Origin of the sequence: Dokdonella ginsengisoli (genome assembly GCF_042652785.1) — a bacterium.
Classification (GTDB): domain Bacteria; phylum Pseudomonadota; class Gammaproteobacteria; order Xanthomonadales; family Rhodanobacteraceae; genus Dokdonella_A; species Dokdonella_A ginsengisoli.
Genome location: NZ_JBHSHD010000010.1, coordinates 798,068 through 817,122, shown reverse-complemented (window position 1 = coordinate 817,122; position 19,055 = coordinate 798,068). Strand labels below are relative to the sequence as shown.

The window sequence follows — 19,055 nt, the reverse complement described above, 5'->3', positions numbered from 1 at the left end:
AGCGCGTCGGGAAGACGGAAGGAGCGATCCGGCCGCGGCGTGCGGCCGGATCGCCGTGGAGCGGAACGGTCAGGGCGCGCCGTCGAAACCGTCGGCGAAGAGGGCGTCGCCGCCGCTCTCGGTCACGGTCAGCGACACCGGCACCCGCACCAGCGACTGCGCGCGGTCGTTGCTGAACACGCACAGGTTCGCCTCGTAGGTGCCCGGCGCCAGCTCGCGCGCGTCCAGATCGACCGCGACCTGCGCCTGCGCCGCCGGCGGCGTGCTGCCGGCGTTCTGCTGCACGCGCAGCCACGGCACCTGCGACGGCGCGGCGCAGTCGCCGCCGGCCACCGCGATGCTGAGGCCGTCGATGCGCACCGGCGTGCCGTCGATGGTCAGCCCCGGTCCGTGCAGGGTCGCCGCGCCGGTGACGAGGTTCACCGTGTACAGGCGGCTGCCGTTGGCGAAGTACAGCACGCCGGTCGACTCGTCGAAGTCGGCGCTGAATTCCGGGCCTTCGACGGCGACGCCGAGCGGGCCGACGATGGCGGCCGCGCCGGTGGTCTTGTCGATCGCGACGAGCGTGTTGTTGAAGTCGTCGATGCCGTACATGGCGCCGTCCGGTCCGACCGCCAGCGCGCGGATGCACACGTCCGTCTCGCCGGCGTCGATCGCGCCGACGTAGTGCGCCTGCGCCGTGTCCAGGTCGATGCGGTAGAGGTCGGACGCCACCGTCGAGGTGCAGTTGCCGATGTCGGCCGCGGTGGCGGCGAACATGGTGTCGGTGCGGCTGTCCCAGGCCATCGAGGTCCAGCGCATGTAGGGCGGCTGCTGCACGTTCTGCGGCAGCAGCTCGCCGATGCCGGTGGGCAGCAGGCTGGTGGTGTCCGACCAGGAGAATCCGTAGTCGCCGCCGAACGAGCCGATCTCGTAGACGCGCGTGAAGTCGTTGCCGGCGAATTCGGCGACGAGGTATTCGCCCGACTGCAGCGGCACGCCCACGCCCTGCACGACGAGGTCCGGCCGGCTCGCGTCGAAGGCGATCGCGCCGAAGTTGAAGCCGTTCCAGTGCGTGCGCGCGTTGGCGTAGGCCGGCACCGCGAGCGCCGACTGCGGCGTGTCGCCGTCCGTATCCGCGGTGCGGCTGACGGCGGGCCGGTAGGCGCGCTCGCTGGAACGTTCCAGCTCCGGCAGCCAGCCGGTGAGGTCGACCGGCGGGAAGTGCCCGCGCGCCTGCGCCTGCTTCAGCGACCAGGCCAGGTCGATCTCGCCGTGGTTGCCGATCGTCAGCGACGCATGCGCCTGTTCGCCCGCGCCGGCGCTCGCCTGGATCGAGGCGGGAGCCAGCACGAGCCGCGGCGCGCCGACGTCGACCTGCACGTCGTTCCACGCCTGGCGCGGCACGTCGACCGGCGTCCAGGTGATGACCTGGCCTTCGGCAAGGGCCGGACTGGCGTAGGAATACTCGCGGAACGGCGGATCGCTCGACATCGGCGTGAAGCCGACCAGCCCCACGGTGGCCGAGCCGCCGAAGTCCGGGTTGGGTTCGGCCACGACGTCGAACGTGAGGTCGTCGTAGACGTAGTGGATGCGACCGGTGCCTTCCTCGATGACCACCTCGAAGGTGACGCCGCTGGCCGGGTTCGGATAGTCGGCGTGGTCCTTGTCCTTCCACTGCACGATCAGGCGGCGGTTGGGCGCCTCCCCGACGGTCGCGTAGTACACCACGCCGTGACTGCCGAGCAGGTCCCAGTAGGGCGCCATGCCGTTGTAGCCGTAGTACGGGAAGCTCATGTTCGCCACCGCGGCCATCGCGTCGTTGTCGCCGACCAGCGGCGGCGGCACGACGAGCGATTGCGGGCAGCCGTCCGGATCGTCGGCCGTGCGCAGCGACAGGGTGCCGCTGTTGTTGATGCACAGCACGCTGCGGTCGCCTTCGTGGAAATACTGGCCGTAGAAGCTGATCGGGAACGGCAGCGCGTCCAGGCGGTGCACGCCCAGCGTGTCCAGTTCCAGCGCGGTACCGGTCGCGCTGATGTCGGTGAAGGTGACGCCGGCGTCGCTGCCCAGCTCGTAGCCGGGCAGCGCGGCGGTGGCGTTCCAGGTGAAACGCGGCGCCTGGTCGCGCGTGCCGGCGGTCGCCACGTGGTTGTAGCGGAAGCTGCCGCCGGGCGGCACCGGCTGCGGCAGCAGGTCGAACAGGCGGTCCCAGCCGTTGGACTCGTACTGGAACGGCGCGTGGGTCAGCATCATCAGCGTGTGGTAGTTCAGCGTCACGTCGCTGCGGTTGATCATCGTGAAGCAGTAGTTGACCGGCTCGCCCGGCGTCACCTCGATGTGCGTTTCGGTGCCGCAGGCCGGCGGCGGCTGCGTGCTGACCGTGACCTGCAGTTCGATCCCGCCCTGCGCCGCCGATTCGTTGGTCAGCGCGAACTGCGTCTGGATGCCGTGGGCGCTGGCGGTCACGGCGTAGCTGCCGGCGGTGCCGTTGGCGCGCGCGAGCACCGCGGCGGTGCCGTCCGCGCCGGTCACGGCGCTGGCCTGGGCGAGGATCGCGCCGGCGCCGGAGGCGGGCGCGCTGAAGCTCACTTCCACGCCGCGCACTGGCAGGCCGTCCGCGTCGCTGACGCGCACCGACAGCGGCGTGCCGAAGCCGGTGTTGACCGCCGTGCTCTGCGGCGTGCCGGAGCCGGCCGTCAGCGCGGCGGGCTGGTGGAAGCGCGCGATCACCGAGCAGTCGGCCAGCACGTGGCCGGTGGTGTAGGTGGTGCCGTCGAGCGCACCGCCGCAACCTTCCGCGCCGGCGACGTAGTAGCCGGCCTCCGGTGCGAGTTCGAAGCTCGCGGTCTGCGCGAACAGCACCGACTGCGGCGTCGCCGGCGTGATGCTGCCGTGGGCGCCGGCGGCCGGCAGTACCGTGTAGGTGATCGTCTCGAGCAGGAACTCGACGGTGACCGTGCAGTGGCCGCCGACCGTGCCGGTGGTGTAGACCAGCCCGTCGAGCGAACCGCCGCAGCCGGTCACCGCGCCGATCACGTAGCCCGGATCGGGCACGATGGTGAACCGCACCTGCTCGCCCGGCAGCGCTTCCTGCGGCGTGTTCGGCGTGATCGTGCCGTTGGCGCCGGCCAGCGGAGTGACCACGAAAGCGTCGACGTCGACGCGGCCGTCGCTCTTCAGGCGCGCGATGCCGCGGCGCGGGAATCCGGAGATCTGGCTGAAGTAGCCGGCGATGACGATCTTGCCGTCGCCCTGCACGGCGATGTCCTTGACCCAGGTGTTGGGGCGCGAATCGAAGCTCTCGTCGAGAGTGCCGTTGGCCTGCAGGCGCGCCATGTTCGGACGCACGACGCCGTCGACGGTGCGGAAGCCGCCGCCGATCAGGATCGCGCCGTCGGGCTGCACGGCGATGCTCTTGATGCCGCCGTAGCCGCCGTCGACGCGGGCGGCGAAGGTCGGGTCGCGCGCGCCGCTGGGCAGCATGCGCACCAGCTGCGAATCGACCGGCGAGCCGTCGCCGAAATCGATGCGCACGAACGAGCCGATCAGATAGCGGCCGTCGTCCAGGCGCTGCAGGGCGGAGACGCCGGCGATCGTCGCCGCGACCGGGAACATCGTCTGCAGCGATCCGGCGGTGTCGAGGCGGCCGAGGAAGCCGCCGCCGACCGTTTCGCCGCCGACCACGATGCGGCCGTCGGGCTCGAGCACCAGCGCGTAGATGAAGAGATCCTCGGCCAGGCCGAAATCGGCGTTGAAGCCGGCGTCGAGCGAACCGTCGGGATGCAGGCGCACCAGGTTGGACACGGAGGCGCTGGCGAGCAGCTGCCGTCCGGAAACCAGGATGCCGCCGTCGGGCTGCACGAGCAGCTTTTCCACGAACGCGTCCGGTCCCAGCGCGGCGGCGAACGCGGTGTCGCGCGAGCCGTCGGCGTTGTTGCGGGTCACGCCCTTCTCGCCGCCGAACAGGACCTTGCCGTCGGGCTGCGCGGCGATGGCGTAGACCACCGAGCCACCGGTGTTGCCGCTTTCGTAGATGCCGGTGCCGTCGGCGAAATCCGCTTCGGCGGCGCCGTCGGTCGGACGCAGCCGCGCCACCTTGAGGCGGTCGAGGCCGCCGATGCGCGTGAACCAGCCGCCGGCCAGGATGCGGCCGTCGGCCTGCAGTTCGATCGACTCGACATTGGCGTTGGCCGCCGGCTCGAACACCATGTTGGCTTCGGGCACGAAGCTGGCCGACACCGTGCAGTCGGCGTAGACCCAGCCGGTGCGGTAGACGTTGCCGCTGCGCAGTCCGTCGCCGCAGCCGGAGACGGAGGCCAGCGCGTTGCCGGCATCGGGTGTGAACGTGAACTCGGCGCGGCCGCCTTCGCCGACCGGCTGCGGCGCAGCCGGGCTGGCGCTGCCGCCGGCGCTGACGCGCGGCGTGACCGACAGCGGCGCGGTGCCTCCGTTGTCGAGGCGGCCGTCCGCATGCAGCCGCGCGACGTGGTTGCGCGTCAGGCCGTTGATCTGCGTGAAATGCGCGCCGAGGATGAGCTTGCCGTCGGCCTGCAGTGCCACGTCGTAGACCGGCGTGGCGTTCGTTTCGGGGATCAGGAAGTTCGGGTCGAGTGCGCCGCTCGAGGTCAGCCGGAGCAGGCCGCGATGCAGGGCGCCGGCGGCGGAACCGGCGTTGCCGGCGATCACGATGTTGCCGCTGCCGTCGCGGACGATTGAATTGATGTCACCGCGTGCGTCGGGGGCGAAGCCCGCATCGACGCTGCCGTCGGCGTTCAGTCGCACCAGGGTGCCGCGATCGACGCCGCCGAGCGTCAGGCCGTAGCCGCCGCCGACGAGGAGCTTGCCGTCGGGCTGCAGCTCGATCGCGTAGACCATCGAATCGGGATTCACCGCCGGCAGCGGCTGGGCGGCATCGGGCTGGCCGTCGGGCAGCAGGCGCAGCAGCATGCCGTAGCCGGAAACCACGATGCGGCCGTCGGTCTGCACCGCCAGGCCCTGGACGAACTGCGTCGCCGCGGCCTGCGTGCCCGCATCAAATGAGGCGTCGAGCGTGCCGTTGGCATTGAGCCGGGCCAGATTGGTGCGCGGCTGGCCGCCGATCACGCTGAACGTGCCGGCGATCAGGATCTTGCCGTCCGGCAGCAGCGCGATGGCGCGGATCAGCGGCGTGCCGGCGCTGGCGGCGTCGACGAAACCGCCGTCCACCGTGCCGTCGGCGTTGAGGCGCAGCAGGCCGCCGTTGCCTTGCGCGCCCATGCCGCCGATCAGCGCCTTGCCGTCGGGCTGCACCGCGATCGCCATGACGTCGCGCACGGCGGAGGCATTGTGGAAGGCGGTATCGACGCTGCCGTCCGGCTTGAGCCTGGCGTAGTGGTTGCGCGGCTGTCCGCCGACCGAGGTGAACGCACCGGAGATCAGCACGCCGCCGTCGGGAAACGGGCGCGCTTCGTACACGTGGCTGTCGGCGTTCGGGTCGAACGCGTGCGCCGCACGCGGGCCGGCCAGCGCCAGGCAGGTGGTCGCCAGCAGCAGGGCGGCGAGCGTCGACCAGAAGCCGGCGTACCGGCGCCCGCCGCTTCCGCCGCCCCGGCGGGGCGCCGGCGCAGCGTCGTTGTCGTGGATGAAATCGTTCATTCGGGTTCTCGTTGGAGTTGCTGGCACTGCCACCGGGGCCGGCGACGCGGCCCTGGACCTGAAGCCACCCGGTTCGGAGGGTGCTGTACGGACTGTGCAAAACCTTTATGGGTCAGGCACGTGACGCACATGACAGGCGATGACAGGCGATGACGGCGGGTGTCCCGGCGGCTTCGCGCGCTGACCGGCGCCGTCCGGCGGGCGGCCGCGCGGAACTTCGCAGGCATGGGGCAGGGTGAAGCAGGCGTGCGTCAGCCCGGCGACGGCACGCCGGGCCGGGCGCGCCGGGTGTTCAGCCGACCGCCGGCGGCAGGGTCAGGCGGGCGGGAACGACGCGCTCGCCGGCCAGCTCGCGGGCGCGCCCGAGCGACTGGCGCCAGGCGTCGGTGCTGCCGAGCGCGTGGAACACCTTGACCCGGATCAGCGCCGATTCGTAGTCGTCGTTGGCCCACACGGCGACGCGCCCGGCCAGCTCGGCCGCCTTGTCGCGGCGCTGGTGGGCGAGCAGCCAGTCGACGTAGGACTGCGCCACCAGCGACACCAGCACCGGCAGCCCGACGTCCTCGGCCTTCGCCAGCGCGCGGTCGAACGTGGCGCGCACCGACTCGGCCTCGGCCTTCTGTTCCGCCGCCCACTCGGCGCGCGCCAGCAGGAACACGGCGGACATGCCGTCGCCGTCCGGCGGCAGCCAGTCCTCGATCTGCTCGCGCTTGACGTGCCCGCCGGCGATCAGCGCGCGCTGGCGCAGCAGCACCAGGTAGGCGTAGCGGTCGAACGACGGATCGCGCGGCCAGGTTTCCAGCGCGGCGTCGACTGCCGTCACCGTGCGTTCGGGCTGGCCCGAGCGCGAGGCGAGTTCGGCCTGTACGTCGTACAGGTAGCGCACGGTGCCGGGACGCAGGTCGTGGAAGCGCCGCTGCGCCTCGGCCACCACCTCGGCCGCCTCGCGGTAGCGCCCGACGCTCATCAGCACGCGCGCCTGGCGGTTGAACACCACCAGGGTCAGGCCCGGATCGCCGATGCGGTCGCGCGCCTGCCACTGGCGCTCGCTCAGCGGAAGCACGTCGGCCCAGCGCAGCAGGTCGGAGTAGACGTCGATGAGCACGCTGCGCAGGGTGACGACGCGCTCGACCACGCCGAACGCCTCGTAGCGGTCGATCGCCGCGTTGAGATGGGGCAGCGCCAGCTCGAGGCGGTGGCGCGCGATCTGCAGCTGGCCGAAACCGGTCTCGATGTGCGCCACGCGCAGGCGGTCGCCGGACTGCTCGGCGAGCAGGTAGGCGCGGCCGTAGTCGGCCAGCGCGCCGTCCGGGTCGTTCAGCGCCACGCGCGTCAGCCCGCGGCGGGTCAGCGCGTCGCACAGGTCCAGCGGCGCGGCGCCGCCGTCGAGCACGGTCACCGCCGCATCGAAGTCGGCGACCGCCTTGGCGAAGTCGGAGCGGCGGAAGTTCAGGTTGCCGCGCAGGATCAGCCCGCGGCCGCGATCGACGTCGTCCGGCGCGATCGACGGATCGTCCAGCAGCGCCTGCACCGCTTCGGCCGAGCGGTCGTAGTTGCCGCTGCGGAAATCCAGGTCGGCGAGCAGGAAGCGCACCTGCGGCGGCGCGTGCGGCACGTCGGAAATGGCCAGCAGGATGTTGCGCGCGAGCTGCAGCTCGTTGGCCAGCGTGGCCGCCTGCGCCTGCTGCAGGCGCTCGCGCAGCGCATCGTCGCCGGCCTCGTGCGCGTCCTGCGGCGGCTCGTGCCCGGTGGCGGCGAGCAGCAGGTCGGCCGCCGCGCGGGCGGTGCGGATCGCGTCGCCGCCGCGCGCCTGGATGCGGCGTTCGGCGCCGGCGGTGTTGGCGGCGGCCAGCTCGACGCGCCAGTCCTCGCCCGTGCGCGTGGCCTTGCCCTGCACGATCAGGTCGCCGCCGAGCACGCCGCGGATCTTCGCGTAGTCGGGCGCGTCGGCCGAGGTGCCGGCGCCGTGCAGGGCGGTGACCACGGTGCGGCTGGGCGAGACGCGCAGGCCGGCCGCGCGCAGGCGCTCGGCGACCAGATCCATCGCGCCCAGTTCCAGCCAGCCCGATTCGGAGGACGCCTCGACCGCGAACGGCAGCACGATGACGGCCTTGTCCGCGAGCAGCGCCTCGCCGGCCGGAGCCGCCGTCGGCGCGCCGCCGCCGGGACGGTGCGCGGCGATCCACGAGGCGGCCAGGCCGGCGGCCAGCAGCGCGGCGGCGGCGTATGCCCAGCGCCGCTGCGGCCGCGCGCGCCGGTTCGCTTCGCTTGCGACGGGGGGCGGTTCTGCCGCCTCGGGTGCGGACGCCGGCACGGCAGCGGGCGCCGGCGGTCTGGCCGGGGTCTCCTCCGCTGCCTTGGTCTCCCGCGCGTCGACTTCGCCGACCCAGCGGTAGCCGAATCCGGGCACGGTGCGGATCAGGCGCTGCGTCTGCGCGTTGTCGTCCAGCACGCGGCGGGCGCGGGCGATGATCTGGTTGAGATGGCCGTCGGTGACTTCGACGCGGCCCCATACCGCCGCCACCAGTTCGTCGCGGCCGACGGCGCGGTCGCGGTGCTCGATGAGGTAGGCGATGCAGTCGAAGATGTAGCGGTTGACGGACAGCAGCGCGTCGCCACACCAGAGTTCGCGCTCGGCAACCTTGACGCGAAACCCCTCGAATGAATACTCCAGCGCAGCCACCGACGTCAGCAATCCCCGACAACGACGCAGGCATAGTAGCCGTTGCCACCGGCGACGGGCAGGGGCGGCGAGACCGGTTGCGCCGGCGTGGCGAGGCGGCGCTCATCCGACGTGCCGGCGGCGTATGCTGCGCGACTGCCGAAACCGGGTGAGACCGCGATGCCTGCCGATTCCTCCGCACCGCCGCTGCGCCTGCGCCTGCGCGAAAAGCTGCCGGAAATCCTCATCGAGGCCGCTTCGGTGGTGCTGGCCCTGTTCCTCGCCCTCGGCGCCAACGCGTGGCACGAGCACGGCCAGGACGTTGAACGCGCACGCACGGCGCGCGCGGCGATCCTCGCCGAGATGCGCACCAACCGCACCGAGCTGGGCGGCAGCCGCGAGGCGATGTCGCGCAACCTGGCCTACCTGGCCGAACTGGCGAAGGACGATTCCTCCGCGAAGGGACAGAGCGCCCATTTCGACGTGCCGCTGGCGCTGCTCTCCGAGGCGGCATGGCGCACCGCGCAGTCCTCGCAGGCGCTGCGCGAGACGGACTACGCCTGGACCATCGAGGTCTCGCGCTGCTATGAACTGCAGGGGATGTTCATGCAGATGCAGTGGCTGGTGCTGGAGCAGATCGCCGACATGGGCAAGGCCCGGGTCGACACCAAGGCCGACATCGCGCGCCAGCTGCAGGGGCGCATCGATCTGTTGAGCAAGCTCAGCGCGGATCTCGAGCGGGCCTACGCCGAACTGCTCGGTGCGACGGCGCCGCGCGACCAGGGCTAGGCGCCGCGCAGGGAGCCAATCACTCCAGTCCGTTCGCGCCGCCGCAGTCGCCCAGCAGCGGCGAGGTCGACAGCCAGTGCGGGTCCGGGTAGTAGGCGAACACGAAGGAGCTTTCGTTCAGCGTGTCGATCAGGCGACGGGCGACCTGCGGCCGCACGGCCGGACAGCCGAAGCTGCGTCCGAGCCGCCCCTGCGTGCGGATCAGGTCCTCGCTCACGTACGGCGCTCCGTGGATGACGATGGCGCGCTCGTAGGCGCGATCGTTGAATCCCGGCTCCAGTCCCTGCAGCCGCAGCGAGTAGCCGTTCTGGCCGACGTAGGTGCCGGCCGCCTCGAAGCCGCCCAGGCTCGACATCAGGCTGCCGGGGCGATTGGAAAAGCGCTCGGCGTAGTTGTCGCCGGTGTTGCGTCCGTGCGCGACCCATTCCTGGAACAGCAGCTTCTCCTGCTGCAGGTCGAACACCCACAGCCGCTGCTCGGTGGAGGGACGCGAGTAGTCGATCACGCCGAGCACGCGGTCCTCGCCGCCGTGGCGGCGCACGCAGGAGAGCGCGTGCGTGGCGAGCCGGATCACTTCGCGGTCGGCCGATGGTGCGGCGGCGGCGAGCGTGGCGGCGAGACGGTCGGAAGCCTCCGGTGCGGTGGTCGCCGCCGGTGCGGCAGCGGACCAGGACAACAGCGGCAGCCAGGCGAGCCGCAGGACGGCGAAACGGATCCACATCGTGATGAGCTCGAACGAACGCCAGGCCGGCCGTTCGCGACGCAACGGCGCGCTAGCGCGAGACATCCAGCTTACCATCGCGCACCGTTTCGGATTCGAGCACCGGCTGCGCGGCGCCTGCTGCATCGGCCATTCCGGTCGCGGGGCGGTCGACGACCAGGATGCTGGTGCCGGGCGCCAGCGCCGCTTCGACCCGCGCGGCGAATTCGTCGGGAACCTTCAGCTTCGCCGCCAGCTCGTCCATCGTCGGCGCCGCCTCGCCGCGCAGGCGGTACATCGCCCAGCGCGGTGCGGCAAGCGCGGAAGCCGTGGTCCCGGCCTCGCGCAGCCGCACGAACACCACCGCGCCGCTGAAGTCGAACCCCTCGGCCACGTCGATGCGCGAAGTGCCGATGCGGATGCCGCTGCGCAGTACGTGGACGCGCCGGTCCGGCGTGCTGACGACGAGGCTGAGCGGCCCCGGCGGGGCCGCCGATTCGTCCCAGGCCCAGGCGGAGTGGGCACGATCGCGCAGGTCGGCCGGCAGCCCGCTTGGCGTGACCGGAGCGAGCACCGATGGATGCACGATCGCCACCGGCGAGGCCGCGCCGCTCGCCACCACCACCGTGTCGCCGCGGCGCGTGATCGCGAACAGGCGCTCGGCGAAGTCGTGCGGCAGCCGCACGCAGCCGTGCGAGGCCGGATAGCCGGGCAGGGTGCCGCCGTGCATCGCCACGCCATCCCAGGTCAGCCGCTCCATGTACGGCATTGGCGCGTCGTCGTAGCGGTTGGAACGATGATCGCGGTCCTTCTGCAGGATCGTGAAGACGCCGCTCGGCGTCTCGTGGCCGCGGCGGCCGGAACTGATCGTGCTGTAGCCGATCGCCACGCCGTTGCGGTAGACGTACAGGCGCTGTTCGTCGAGGCTGACCACGACGACCAGCGGCCCTTCCGGCGCGACTTGCGGATGCCACAGGTACTGCCCCGGGCGAAGCCCGGTTCCGGCGGCGCAGGCGGGCGCCGCCGCGAACAGCAGCAGCGCGGCACGGGCGAAGATCCGCACCGCCAGCCGCTGCGTCCACACGTCGCGGGCCCGCCTCAGTGCCGCAGGAACAAGGGAATCGTCGCATCGGCGAGCACCTTGCGCGTGGCGCCGCCGAACGCCCACTCGCTGATGCGCGTCCTGCCGTAGGCACCCATCACCAGCAGCTCGGCGCCGATGTCGGCCGCGGCGTCGAGCAGGGTTTCGCCGGCGCGCTCGTCGTCGGTGTCGAGCCGGATCCGCTCGATCTCCACGCAGTGCAGGCGCAGGTAGGCTTCGACGTCGAAGTGCGGAATCCAGCCGATCTCCAGGTCCGGATCGCGCTGTCCGCCGTCGAGCAGCGCCACCTTCGAGGCGTGCTGCAGCAGCGGAATGGAAGCGTGGATCGCGCGCAGCGATTCGGCCGACCCGTTCCAGCCGAGCGCGATGCGGTCGAGCCGGGCGACGCGCCAGTCGCGCGGCACGACGAGGCAGGGCAGGTGCGTGCGCAGCGCGAGCATGCCCAGGTCCGGCGGCGAACCCCACGGCGCCTGCGCATTGCGCTCCAGCACCAGCAGGTCGTGCCAGTTGCCCAGGCGCGCCAGCACCTCCGGCACGTGGCCCTCGGCGACCTGCCAGGCCACGCGGCGCGCGCCGATGGTCTTTGCCCACGCCACGAACGCGCCTTGCGCGTCGTGCGCCTTGCGTTCGACGTCGCGCGCGTTCTCGATCACCGCCTCCAGCAGGTCGGGCGAGGAATACCCCGGCATCATGAGCAGCGGCGAAGGCTGCACGAAGACGCCGGTGAGGGTGCCGTCGAGCCGTGCGGCGAGATCGGCCGCATAGGCCATGCCGCCGTCCCAGGAGCGGTAGTCCGCCGCGAGGGCAAGGATGTCGCGCATGTTCGTCTCCTCCCGCCTCAGGGAACCAGGGCCAGGTTCTCGCTGGCCGCCTTTTCCATCACGCCGATCATCCGTTGCGCCTGCGCCAGGCAATCCGTGGCGGCGTCGGCGCCCAGCTGCAGCTGCAGCTGCACGATTTCCGCCGGCGTCCTGCACGCGGCGAGCTGGCCGAACGCCGCGGCGGTCTTGGCCAGGCGCGAGCCGAGGAAGCGCAGCAGCTCGGACTGCGCTTCGACCACGCCCTCCAGCACCGCGCTGCCGAGCCGGGATGCGGGATCCAGCGGCATTTCTTCGTGGTGTTCCGCGGGCGGCGAAACCGCCGCGGGGCCGGCAGCCCGATGCCGCCCGTGCCTGTTCTTGCCCTTCGCGCTCATGTTCGGTCTCCTCGATGACGGCGATCACGGTCCACCTTAGCCGCCGCGCCGCAGCGGCGATTGATCCCGGTCAAGGCGGGCCGCGGCCGCGTGCGCCGCGGGTGATCCGGATCAAGAGCCCGTGCATGGATCGGCGCAGATTCGGCGCCGACCCCATTGGAGGATCCGAACATGACCATCCCAGCAGGCGGACCGGAAACGAAGGCCGGCGACGGCGGAGCGCTGACCCCGGCCGAAGCGGGCGCCGACCATCCGCACTGGACCGACACCCTGCGCGACGGCAGCCACGTGCTGATCCGGCCGATCCGCGCGGCCGACGCGGCGCTGGAGAAAGCATTCATCGAGCGGCTCTCGCCGGTGTCGCGGCGCTACCGGTTCCTCGGCTCGATCGGCGAGCCGGGCGACGAACTGCTGCGCCGGCTGACCGACATCGACTACCGCCGCGACGCCGCCTTCGTGGCGCTGGTCCACCGTGACGGCGAGAAGCGCGAGGTCGGCGTCAGCCGCTTCAGCCTCGGCGCCGACGGGCGGACGTGCGAATGCGCCGTCACCGTCGCCGACGAGTGGCAGCACAAGGGCCTGGGCGTGGTGCTGATGCGGCACCTGATCGAGGTCGCGCGGGCGCGCGGCATCCGCTCGATGGTGTCCTACGACGCGGCCGACAACGCCGCGATGCGCGAGCTGGCCGACTTCCTCGGCTTCCGCCGCGCCGTCGATCCGGCCGATCCGCGGCAGGTCGTGCACACGCTGTCGCTGGCGTGAGGAACCGGCGAAGGCACGGATGACGCGTCGCGTCGTCGTGAACGTGCGCGGCCGCGCGTTCGCCCCGCAGCGGCCCGGGCGGACTACAATGCGGCCGTCCACTTCTCCATTTCGTCATGCCGGCCGCGACGCCTTCGTCCCCTCCGTCCCAGCACCTGCTCGTGGTCGACGACGATGAGGAAATCGTCGCGCTCGCCGAACGCTATTTCGGCAAGCACGGCTTCCGCGTCAGCGCCGCCGCCGACGGCGCCGCGATGCGGCGCGTGCTGGCCGAAGCGCCGGTCGACCTGGTGCTGCTCGACCTCGGCCTGCCCGGCGAGGACGGATTCGACCTGACCCGCTACCTGCGCGCGAACTGGCGCGGCCCGGTCATCATCGTCACCGGCCGCGGCGAATCGGTCGACCGCGTCGTCGGGCTGGAACTGGGCGCGGACGACTACGTCACCAAGCCGTTCGACCTGCGCGAACTGCTCGCCCGCGTGCGCAGCGTCCTGCGCCGCAGCGGCAGCCGCGAGACGCCGGCGCCGCCGGAGCAGGCCGCCGTCCGCTTCGCCGGCTTCCGCCTCGACCTCTCGGCGCGCCGGCTGACCGACGCCGAAGGCCGCCCGGTCAACCTGACCACCGGCGAATACGACCTGCTGTGCGTGCTGCTCGAGCGTCCGAACCGCGTGCTGTCGCGCGACGATCTGGTCTCGCTGCTGCACGGACGCGAGGCCGGCCCGTACGACCGCGCCGTCGACGTGCAGATCGGACGGCTGCGGCGCAAGATCGAAGCCGATCCCGCCAACCCGGAAATCATCAAGTCGGTGCGCGGCGTCGGCTACGTGCTGGCGGTGAGGCCGCAGCGCGCATGAGCGCGGCCGACCGCGCCGACCTGTTCCAGGCGCTGTTCGAGACGGCGCCCGACGCGATGATCGTGGTCGACCGCGAGGGGCGCATCGTCCTGGCCAACGTCCAGGCCGGACGGCTGTTCGGCTACGGCAATGCCGACCTGCGCGGACTGCAGGTCGAGGCGCTGCTGCCCGAGGCCCTGCGCTCGGCGCACGGTGCGCATCGCGAGCGCTTCATGGCCAATCCGCGCGTGCGTCCGATGGGCGCCGGGTTCGAGCTGGTCGGCATGCGCCGCGACGGCAGCGAGTTTCCGGTGGAGATCGGACTGAGCCCGATCCACGCCGGCGACGCGCCGCTGTACGCCGCCTCGATCCGCGACATCTCCGAGACGCAGCGCGCGCGGCTGACCCTGGCGCGTGCGCGCTACGACGCCTTCGTCGGCCAGCTCGGCCGTCTCGCGCTGGAATCGCGCGACTACGAGGCGCTGCTCGCGCAATTGCCGGAGCTGGTCGCCGAGGCGCTCGAGGTGGAGGCCAGCGCGATCTTCCTTTCCGGCACGCAGCGCCAGGACCTGCGTGCGCGCGGCAGCGTCGGCATGCCGCTGGAGACGCTCGAACGCCTGCCCGCGCTGCTGCAGCAGGTGAACTGGAAGGCCGCGGCCTCCGGCGGCCATCGCGGCGCGATCGCGCTGCAGGACCTGCCCGCGTCCAGCGCCGGCGGGCTGCAGGCGCTGCTCGCCGAGGCCGGCTTCCGCGACGCGGCGCTGCTGCCGCTGTTCGATCGCCGCGAAGCCGTCGGCGTGCTGCTGGCGCTGACCGGCGAGGCCCAGGCGTTTGATCGCGACAAGCTGCACTTCCTGCAGTCGGCCGCGCACCTGTTCACCGCGGCCATGCAGCGCAACCGCAGCGAGGAGCGGCTCGCGCACGCGCAGCGGCTGGAGGCGATCGGCCAGCTCACCGGCGGCGTCGCGCACGATTTCAACAACCTGCTGACCATCATTTCCGGCAACCTGCAGCTGCTCGAGGACGAGGAGGAGGGCCGCGAGGAGCGCGCACCGATCATCCAGAGCGCGCTGCGCGCGGTGCGCAGCGGCGCCGCGCTGACGCGCAAGCTGCTGGCGTTCGCGCGCCGGCAGCGCCTGTCGCCGCGGCCGATCGCGCCGGCCGCCTGGCTCGGCGACGTGTCGGCGCTGCTCAAGCGCACGCTCGGCGAAACCGTCGTCGTCCACACGCGCTGCGAGGAGCAGCTGCCGGACGTGTTCGTCGACCCCGGCGAGCTCGACGCCGCGCTGGTCAACCTCGCGCTGAACTCGCGCGACGCGATGCCGCGCGGCGGCGAGCTGGGCATCGCGGTCGAGGCGCACGAGGCGCTCGCCGAGGATGCGGCGCTGGAGCTGGAGCCGGGCCGTTATCTCTCCATCAGCGTCGCCGACACCGGCATCGGCATGGCGCCCGACGTGCTCGCGCACGCGATGGAGCCGTTCTTCACCACGAAGATCGCCGGCAAGGGCAGCGGCCTGGGGCTGAGCATGGTGTACGGCTTCGCCAAGCAGTCCGGCGGGGCGATGCGCATCGAGAGCCAGCTCGGCTACGGCACGCGCATCGTGCTGTATCTGCCGGTGGCGCCGCCGGCTGCGGCCGATGCGGCGGGGCCGGAACGCAGCGCGCTGACCAGCGGCGGCGAGAAGGTTCTGGTCGTGGAGGACGAGCCGGAGGTGCGCGAGATCGCGGTCGCCTTCCTGCGTTCGCTCGGCTATTCCAGCCGCGTCGCCGCCACCGCCGAGGAGGCGCTCGACGTGCTGCGCGGCGACCGTGCGATCGAGCTGCTGTTCTCCGACGTCGTGCTCGGCAGCGGCATGACCGGCGTCGACCTCGCCCACGAGGCGCAGCGGCTGCGCCCGGCGCTGCGCGTGCTGCTCACCTCCGGCTACGAGCATCCGCTGCTCAGCGGCGACACCGACGCGAACCGCTTCGACCTGCTGCGCAAGCCGTACAGCCGCGAGGAATTCGCCGCCGCGCTGCGCAGCACGCTCGACCGCCGCTAGTGCAGCGTCGCCGGTTCGGCCTCGCGCAGGCCGTCGGCGTCGAGGATGCGGATCTCGCGGCGCTCGACCAGGATCAGGCCGCGCTCCTGCAGCCGCGACAGCACCCGGCTCACCGTCTCATGCTTGAGCGCGAGGAAGCTGGCGATGTCGGCGCGGCTCATGCGCAGGATGAAGTGGCACGCGCTGAAGCCGAGGCGGCCGTAGCGCGCGGCGAGGTCGAGCAGGAACGACGCCACCCGGCGTTCGGCGCCGAGCGTGCCCAGCGCGAGCATCCAGGAGCGGTCGTGGCGGATCTCCTCGGCCAGCGCCGAAGTCAGGCGCGCCTGCAGTTCGGGAATGCGCAGGCACGCCGACAGCATCGGCGGATATGGCAGTTCCCACACTTCGCCGGCTTCCAGCGCGACGACGTCGCAGGCGTATCCGCGCAGGCCGATCGATTCGGCGCCGATCAGGTCGCCGCGCATGCGAAAGCCGGTGACCTGCTCGCGGCCGTCGTCGGACAGTTCGCAGGTCTTCAGGCAGCCCACGTTGACCAGGAACAGCGCGTTGAACGGCTGGCCGGCGCGATACAGGTGCTGGCCGGCCTCGAGACGGCGCCGCGTCACCGGCACGTGCTGCCGAAGCTGCTCGATGTCGACGTCGCCGAGGTACCGGGGTTCGTGAAGGGCCGCCGGGCCGGCCGCGGCCGCCTGCGCTGAAACCGTGTTCATCCTCGCTCTCCGCTCGTCGTTCGATGCGCACAGCCTCGGCGGTGCGCGTCACGCCTCGACGACGTTTCGGTAACGGTGTGTAACAGCGTGTAACGCGGCCGCGCCGCGCCGGCTTGATCCAGCTCAACGGCTCGCGCCGGCGTCGCACCGATACTGCGTGCCGGAGTACGCAGTCCACGCATGCACGGATATTCGCCATTCATCGATGCGGCCGCCGTCGAGGCGTGGGACGCCTGGTTCCGCTGGCGCGAGCACGATCGCCTGCACGATCTGTCGATCGAAGCGACCTGGCGCCGCGTCGCCGACGCGCTGTGCGGCGAGCGGGGCATGTGGGCCTCGCGCGAACGCAACGAGCTGTTCACGGCGCTGGCCTCGTGGCAGCTGCTGCTCGACGAACGCATCCTGGAGAGCGCCGGCACGCCCGGCCGCCGCTGGCCGGACGATCGCCTGGTCGCCGCGCTCAACCTGCCGATGTTCGTGCGCGGCGCGTTCTCCGCGCATCCGCAATTCGACGAATCGGCATTCGAAGCCGTGGCCGGCCTGGCGGTGCGCGCGCTGGACGACGCCCTGCTGCTGGCGCGCAACGCACACGCGCCGGCGCCGCGGCTGCGCATCGGCATGATCGGGCTCGCCGATGCGTTGCTGATGCTCGGCCTGCCGTACGGCGCGGAAGCCGCACGCCGGCAGGCGGGCGTTTTCGCGCGGGCGCTGGCGCACGGATGCCTGCGCGGGACGGTGCGACTGGCGGCCGAGCGCGGCGGGCAGCCGGACTGGACGCAGCAGACGCTGCGCCGGGCACGCCTGCGCGGCATCGCCGGACCGTTGCTCGAGGAGACCGCCCTGCACGGCGTGCGGCACGCCGGCCTGACCGCCATCACCGCGCAGCCGCGGCTCGCGCTGCTGGCCAACAACGTCGCCGATGCGCTCGAGCCGCTGCCCGGCGCCAATCACGTCCGCCACGTCGCCTCGCACGGACAGGATCGCGCGATCCGCTCGTCCGGCTACGCGCTGACCTTGCTGCGCCGGATGCAGCCGTTGCGTGCCGGGGCCATGCACGTGGACACGGCGGCGACGGTGCCGCTGCGAGCGCGGCTGGCGATGCACGACGCGGTGCGGCCGTGGATCGACGAGCCGTTCGCGTTCCCGCTGGCGCAGGCCGAACCGGTCCAGACGCACTGAGCGCACCGCTCGCAAGCGGGCCGCTCAGAAGCGCGGCGGCTCCAGGCCGAGCATCAGCAGCAGCACCACGTTGACGGCGATCAGACCGGCCGCCACCGGCCGGCCGAACGCGCGTCCGCCGGACAGCGCGGCGAAGCATCGGAACGCCGCGTTGGCGGTGAAGGCGACGGCGATCGCCTGCGCTGCCTGCAGCGGCGTCAGCGTGGCGGTGGCGGCGAGCTGGCCGACGGCGAGCGTCGCCGCGTGCACGTCGGCGAAGCCGCCGAAGGCCGCCGCCGCGAAGGCACCGCGCGGCCCGAGCCAGTCCTGCAGGGCGGCGGCGCCGAGCAGCGCCACGGCGACGATGGCGGCGAACGCCAGCGCGTGCGAAAGCACGAACGGACGGCCGTAGTCCTGCGCGGCGCCTGCATCGGCCGCGCCGCCGTTCGCGTGCCACATCGCGGCCACGCATACGACCATCGTGGTGAGCGCCGCGCCGAGCAGCGGCCAGGCCAGCGCCACCAGGCTGGCCGGCGAAACGAGGGCCAGGATCAGCGCCAGCTGCACCAGCGTGGCCACGTTGGAGGCCAGCGCGGCGGCGATGCACGACCGCGTCAGCGCCGGATCGGCGCGTGCGCGCTGGCCCATGCCGGCGATCGTCGCGGTGCTGGAGACGAAGCCGCCGAAGACGCCGGCGAGCACCAGCCCGCGCCGCGCGCCGAACAGGCGCAGGCCGAGGTAGCCGACGGCGCCGACCGCCATCACCCAGATCACGAGCAGGCCGAGCTTGTGCGGATTGAGCACGCCGTATGGACCGACGACGCGGTCCGGCAGCAGCGGCAGCACGATCAGGCAGGCGGCGGCCAGCAGCAGGATGTCGTCCAGGTCCTGTTCGCCGAGCACTTCGCGCGAGAAGCGGTGCAGGGTCTCCTTGCCGGCGAGCAGCGCGGTGAGGACCACGAACAGCGCGGCGGCGAGCTGCGCATGGCCGATCGCCAGCGCGCCGAGCAGGAAGGTCGCGAACAGGGCGAATTCCGCGGTGAGCGTGCGGTGGCGGTGCCGCAGCGGCCAGCCGCCGGCGAGCACGCAGGCGCCGACCAGCACCGCGCAGAGCGCTGCCGCGACCGGGCCGAGCAGCATGCCGAGTGCACCGATCAGCGCGGCCAGCATCGACGTGCGCAGGCCGCCGGCGAGGCCGCTGTCCCAGGTGCGCCGGCGCTCGCGTTCCAGGCCGACGAGCAGGCCGCCGCCGAGCGCCACGACGAGGCCGTACAGGTCGATTCCGTCGAGGAGGATCTTCTCTTGCATGGCCGGGCGGGTGGTGGGGGGAGTCGCGCCCACGCTATCGGCGGGCGGGCGCTGCCGCTTGATCGGGATCAAGCGTACCGCATGCGCTCGACGGCGCCCGCTTGATCTTCGTCAAGGGCGAATCGCCGCGTGCGGCGATGCTGCGCGAAGAACGAAAAGCGCCTGCGCGCATTTCTCC

13 protein-coding genes are annotated in these 19,055 nt (G+C 72.3%); 5 read left to right on the top strand and 8 right to left on the bottom strand.

Annotated elements, in window-relative coordinates:
* Positions 1-69 precede the first annotated feature (69 nt).
* Positions 70-5,616, bottom strand: coding sequence for an InlB B-repeat-containing protein (locus ACFO6Q_RS15765; protein ID WP_380022057.1), 5,547 nt, complete (start codon positions 5,614-5,616; stop codon positions 70-72).
* A 292-nt stretch (positions 5,617-5,908) separates the two neighbouring features.
* The gene (locus ACFO6Q_RS15760; protein WP_380022056.1) at positions 5,909-8,299 is read right to left on the bottom strand and encodes a winged helix-turn-helix domain-containing protein; all 2,391 of its coding nucleotides are present in this window, start codon (positions 8,297-8,299) and stop codon (positions 5,909-5,911) included.
* Positions 8,300-8,458: 159 nt separating this feature from the next.
* On the opposite strand from ACFO6Q_RS15760, the gene ACFO6Q_RS15755 reads away from it, so the two are divergent.
* Positions 8,459-9,067, top strand: a complete 609-nt coding sequence (locus ACFO6Q_RS15755) for a hypothetical protein (protein WP_380022055.1) — start codon at positions 8,459-8,461, stop codon at positions 9,065-9,067.
* A 19-nt stretch (positions 9,068-9,086) separates the two neighbouring features.
* Here the strand turns inward: ACFO6Q_RS15755 and ACFO6Q_RS15750 are convergent, their stop codons facing one another.
* From ACFO6Q_RS15750 to ACFO6Q_RS15735, 4 genes are read right to left on the bottom strand one after another with little or no spacing between them, the layout of a single operon-like run.
* Positions 9,087-9,788: a murein L,D-transpeptidase catalytic domain family protein gene (locus ACFO6Q_RS15750; RefSeq protein ID WP_380022218.1), complete on the bottom strand. Its 702-nt coding sequence runs from the start codon at positions 9,786-9,788 to the stop codon at positions 9,087-9,089.
* A gap of 52 nt (positions 9,789-9,840) precedes the next feature.
* Positions 9,841-10,851: a L,D-transpeptidase gene (locus ACFO6Q_RS15745; protein ID WP_380022054.1), complete on the bottom strand. Its 1,011-nt coding sequence runs from the start codon at positions 10,849-10,851 to the stop codon at positions 9,841-9,843.
* A gap of 14 nt (positions 10,852-10,865) precedes the next feature.
* Positions 10,866-11,690, bottom strand: a complete 825-nt coding sequence (locus tag ACFO6Q_RS15740) for a universal stress protein (RefSeq protein WP_380022053.1) — start codon at positions 11,688-11,690, stop codon at positions 10,866-10,868.
* Between the two features lie 17 nt (positions 11,691-11,707).
* A complete protein-coding gene (locus tag ACFO6Q_RS15735; protein WP_380022052.1) occupies positions 11,708-11,977 on the bottom strand; it encodes a phasin family protein in 270 nt (89 codons plus the stop codon).
* Positions 11,978-12,235: 258 nt separating this feature from the next.
* On the opposite strand from ACFO6Q_RS15735, the gene ACFO6Q_RS15730 reads away from it, so the two are divergent.
* The 3 genes from ACFO6Q_RS15730 (at position 12,236) to ACFO6Q_RS15720 (ending at position 15,701) form a co-directional block, all read left to right on the top strand.
* Positions 12,236-12,826 (top strand): GNAT family N-acetyltransferase, encoded by a 591-nt coding sequence (locus tag ACFO6Q_RS15730; protein ID WP_380022051.1) that lies wholly within the window; start codon positions 12,236-12,238, stop codon positions 12,824-12,826.
* Positions 12,827-12,987: 161 nt separating this feature from the next.
* A complete protein-coding gene (locus ACFO6Q_RS15725) occupies positions 12,988-13,680 on the top strand; it encodes a response regulator (protein WP_380022050.1) in 693 nt (230 codons plus the stop codon).
* Positions 13,677-15,701, top strand: coding sequence for a PAS domain S-box protein (locus ACFO6Q_RS15720; RefSeq protein ID WP_380022049.1), 2,025 nt, complete (start codon positions 13,677-13,679; stop codon positions 15,699-15,701). The genes ACFO6Q_RS15725 and ACFO6Q_RS15720 overlap by 4 nt, the downstream gene beginning before the upstream one ends.
* On the opposite strand, the gene ACFO6Q_RS15715 is transcribed toward ACFO6Q_RS15720, so the two are convergent.
* The gene (locus tag ACFO6Q_RS15715; RefSeq protein ID WP_380022048.1) at positions 15,698-16,411 is read right to left on the bottom strand and encodes a Crp/Fnr family transcriptional regulator; all 714 of its coding nucleotides are present in this window, start codon (positions 16,409-16,411) and stop codon (positions 15,698-15,700) included. The two genes, ACFO6Q_RS15720 and ACFO6Q_RS15715, sit on opposite strands and share 4 nt — an antisense overlap.
* Before the next feature lie 180 nt (positions 16,412-16,591).
* Between ACFO6Q_RS15715 and ACFO6Q_RS15710 the strand changes: the two genes are divergently transcribed.
* A complete protein-coding gene (locus ACFO6Q_RS15710; RefSeq protein WP_380022047.1) occupies positions 16,592-17,590 on the top strand; it encodes a glycyl radical enzyme family protein in 999 nt (332 codons plus the stop codon).
* Positions 17,591-17,614: 24 nt separating this feature from the next.
* Here the strand turns inward: ACFO6Q_RS15710 and ACFO6Q_RS15705 are convergent, their stop codons facing one another.
* On the bottom strand, positions 17,615-18,877 hold the full coding sequence (locus ACFO6Q_RS15705) for an MgtC/SapB family protein (protein ID WP_380022046.1): 1,263 nt from the start codon (positions 18,875-18,877) through the stop codon (positions 17,615-17,617).
* Positions 18,878-19,055 lie beyond the last annotated feature (178 nt).

Coding starts and splice junctions, on each gene's coding strand:
- ACFO6Q_RS15765 (WP_380022057.1), bottom strand. CDS start 5,616: ATGAACGATTTCATCCACGACAACGACGCTGCGCCGGCGCCCCGCCGG.
- ACFO6Q_RS15755 (WP_380022055.1), top strand. CDS start 8,459: ATGCCTGCCGATTCCTCCGCACCGCCGCTGCGCCTGCGCCTGCGCGAA.
- ACFO6Q_RS15750 (WP_380022218.1), bottom strand. CDS start 9,788: ATGTGGATCCGTTTCGCCGTCCTGCGGCTCGCCTGGCTGCCGCTGTTG.
- ACFO6Q_RS15740 (WP_380022053.1), bottom strand. CDS start 11,690: ATGCGCGACATCCTTGCCCTCGCGGCGGACTACCGCTCCTGGGACGGC.
- ACFO6Q_RS15735 (WP_380022052.1), bottom strand. CDS start 11,977: ATGCCGCTGGATCCCGCATCCCGGCTCGGCAGCGCGGTGCTGGAGGGC.
- ACFO6Q_RS15730 (WP_380022051.1), top strand. CDS start 12,236: ATGACCATCCCAGCAGGCGGACCGGAAACGAAGGCCGGCGACGGCGGA.
- ACFO6Q_RS15720 (WP_380022049.1), top strand. CDS start 13,677: ATGAGCGCGGCCGACCGCGCCGACCTGTTCCAGGCGCTGTTCGAGACG.
- ACFO6Q_RS15715 (WP_380022048.1), bottom strand. CDS start 16,411: ATGAACACGGTTTCAGCGCAGGCGGCCGCGGCCGGCCCGGCGGCCCTT.
- ACFO6Q_RS15710 (WP_380022047.1), top strand. CDS start 16,592: ATGCACGGATATTCGCCATTCATCGATGCGGCCGCCGTCGAGGCGTGG.
- ACFO6Q_RS15705 (WP_380022046.1), bottom strand. CDS start 18,877: ATGCAAGAGAAGATCCTCCTCGACGGAATCGACCTGTACGGCCTCGTC.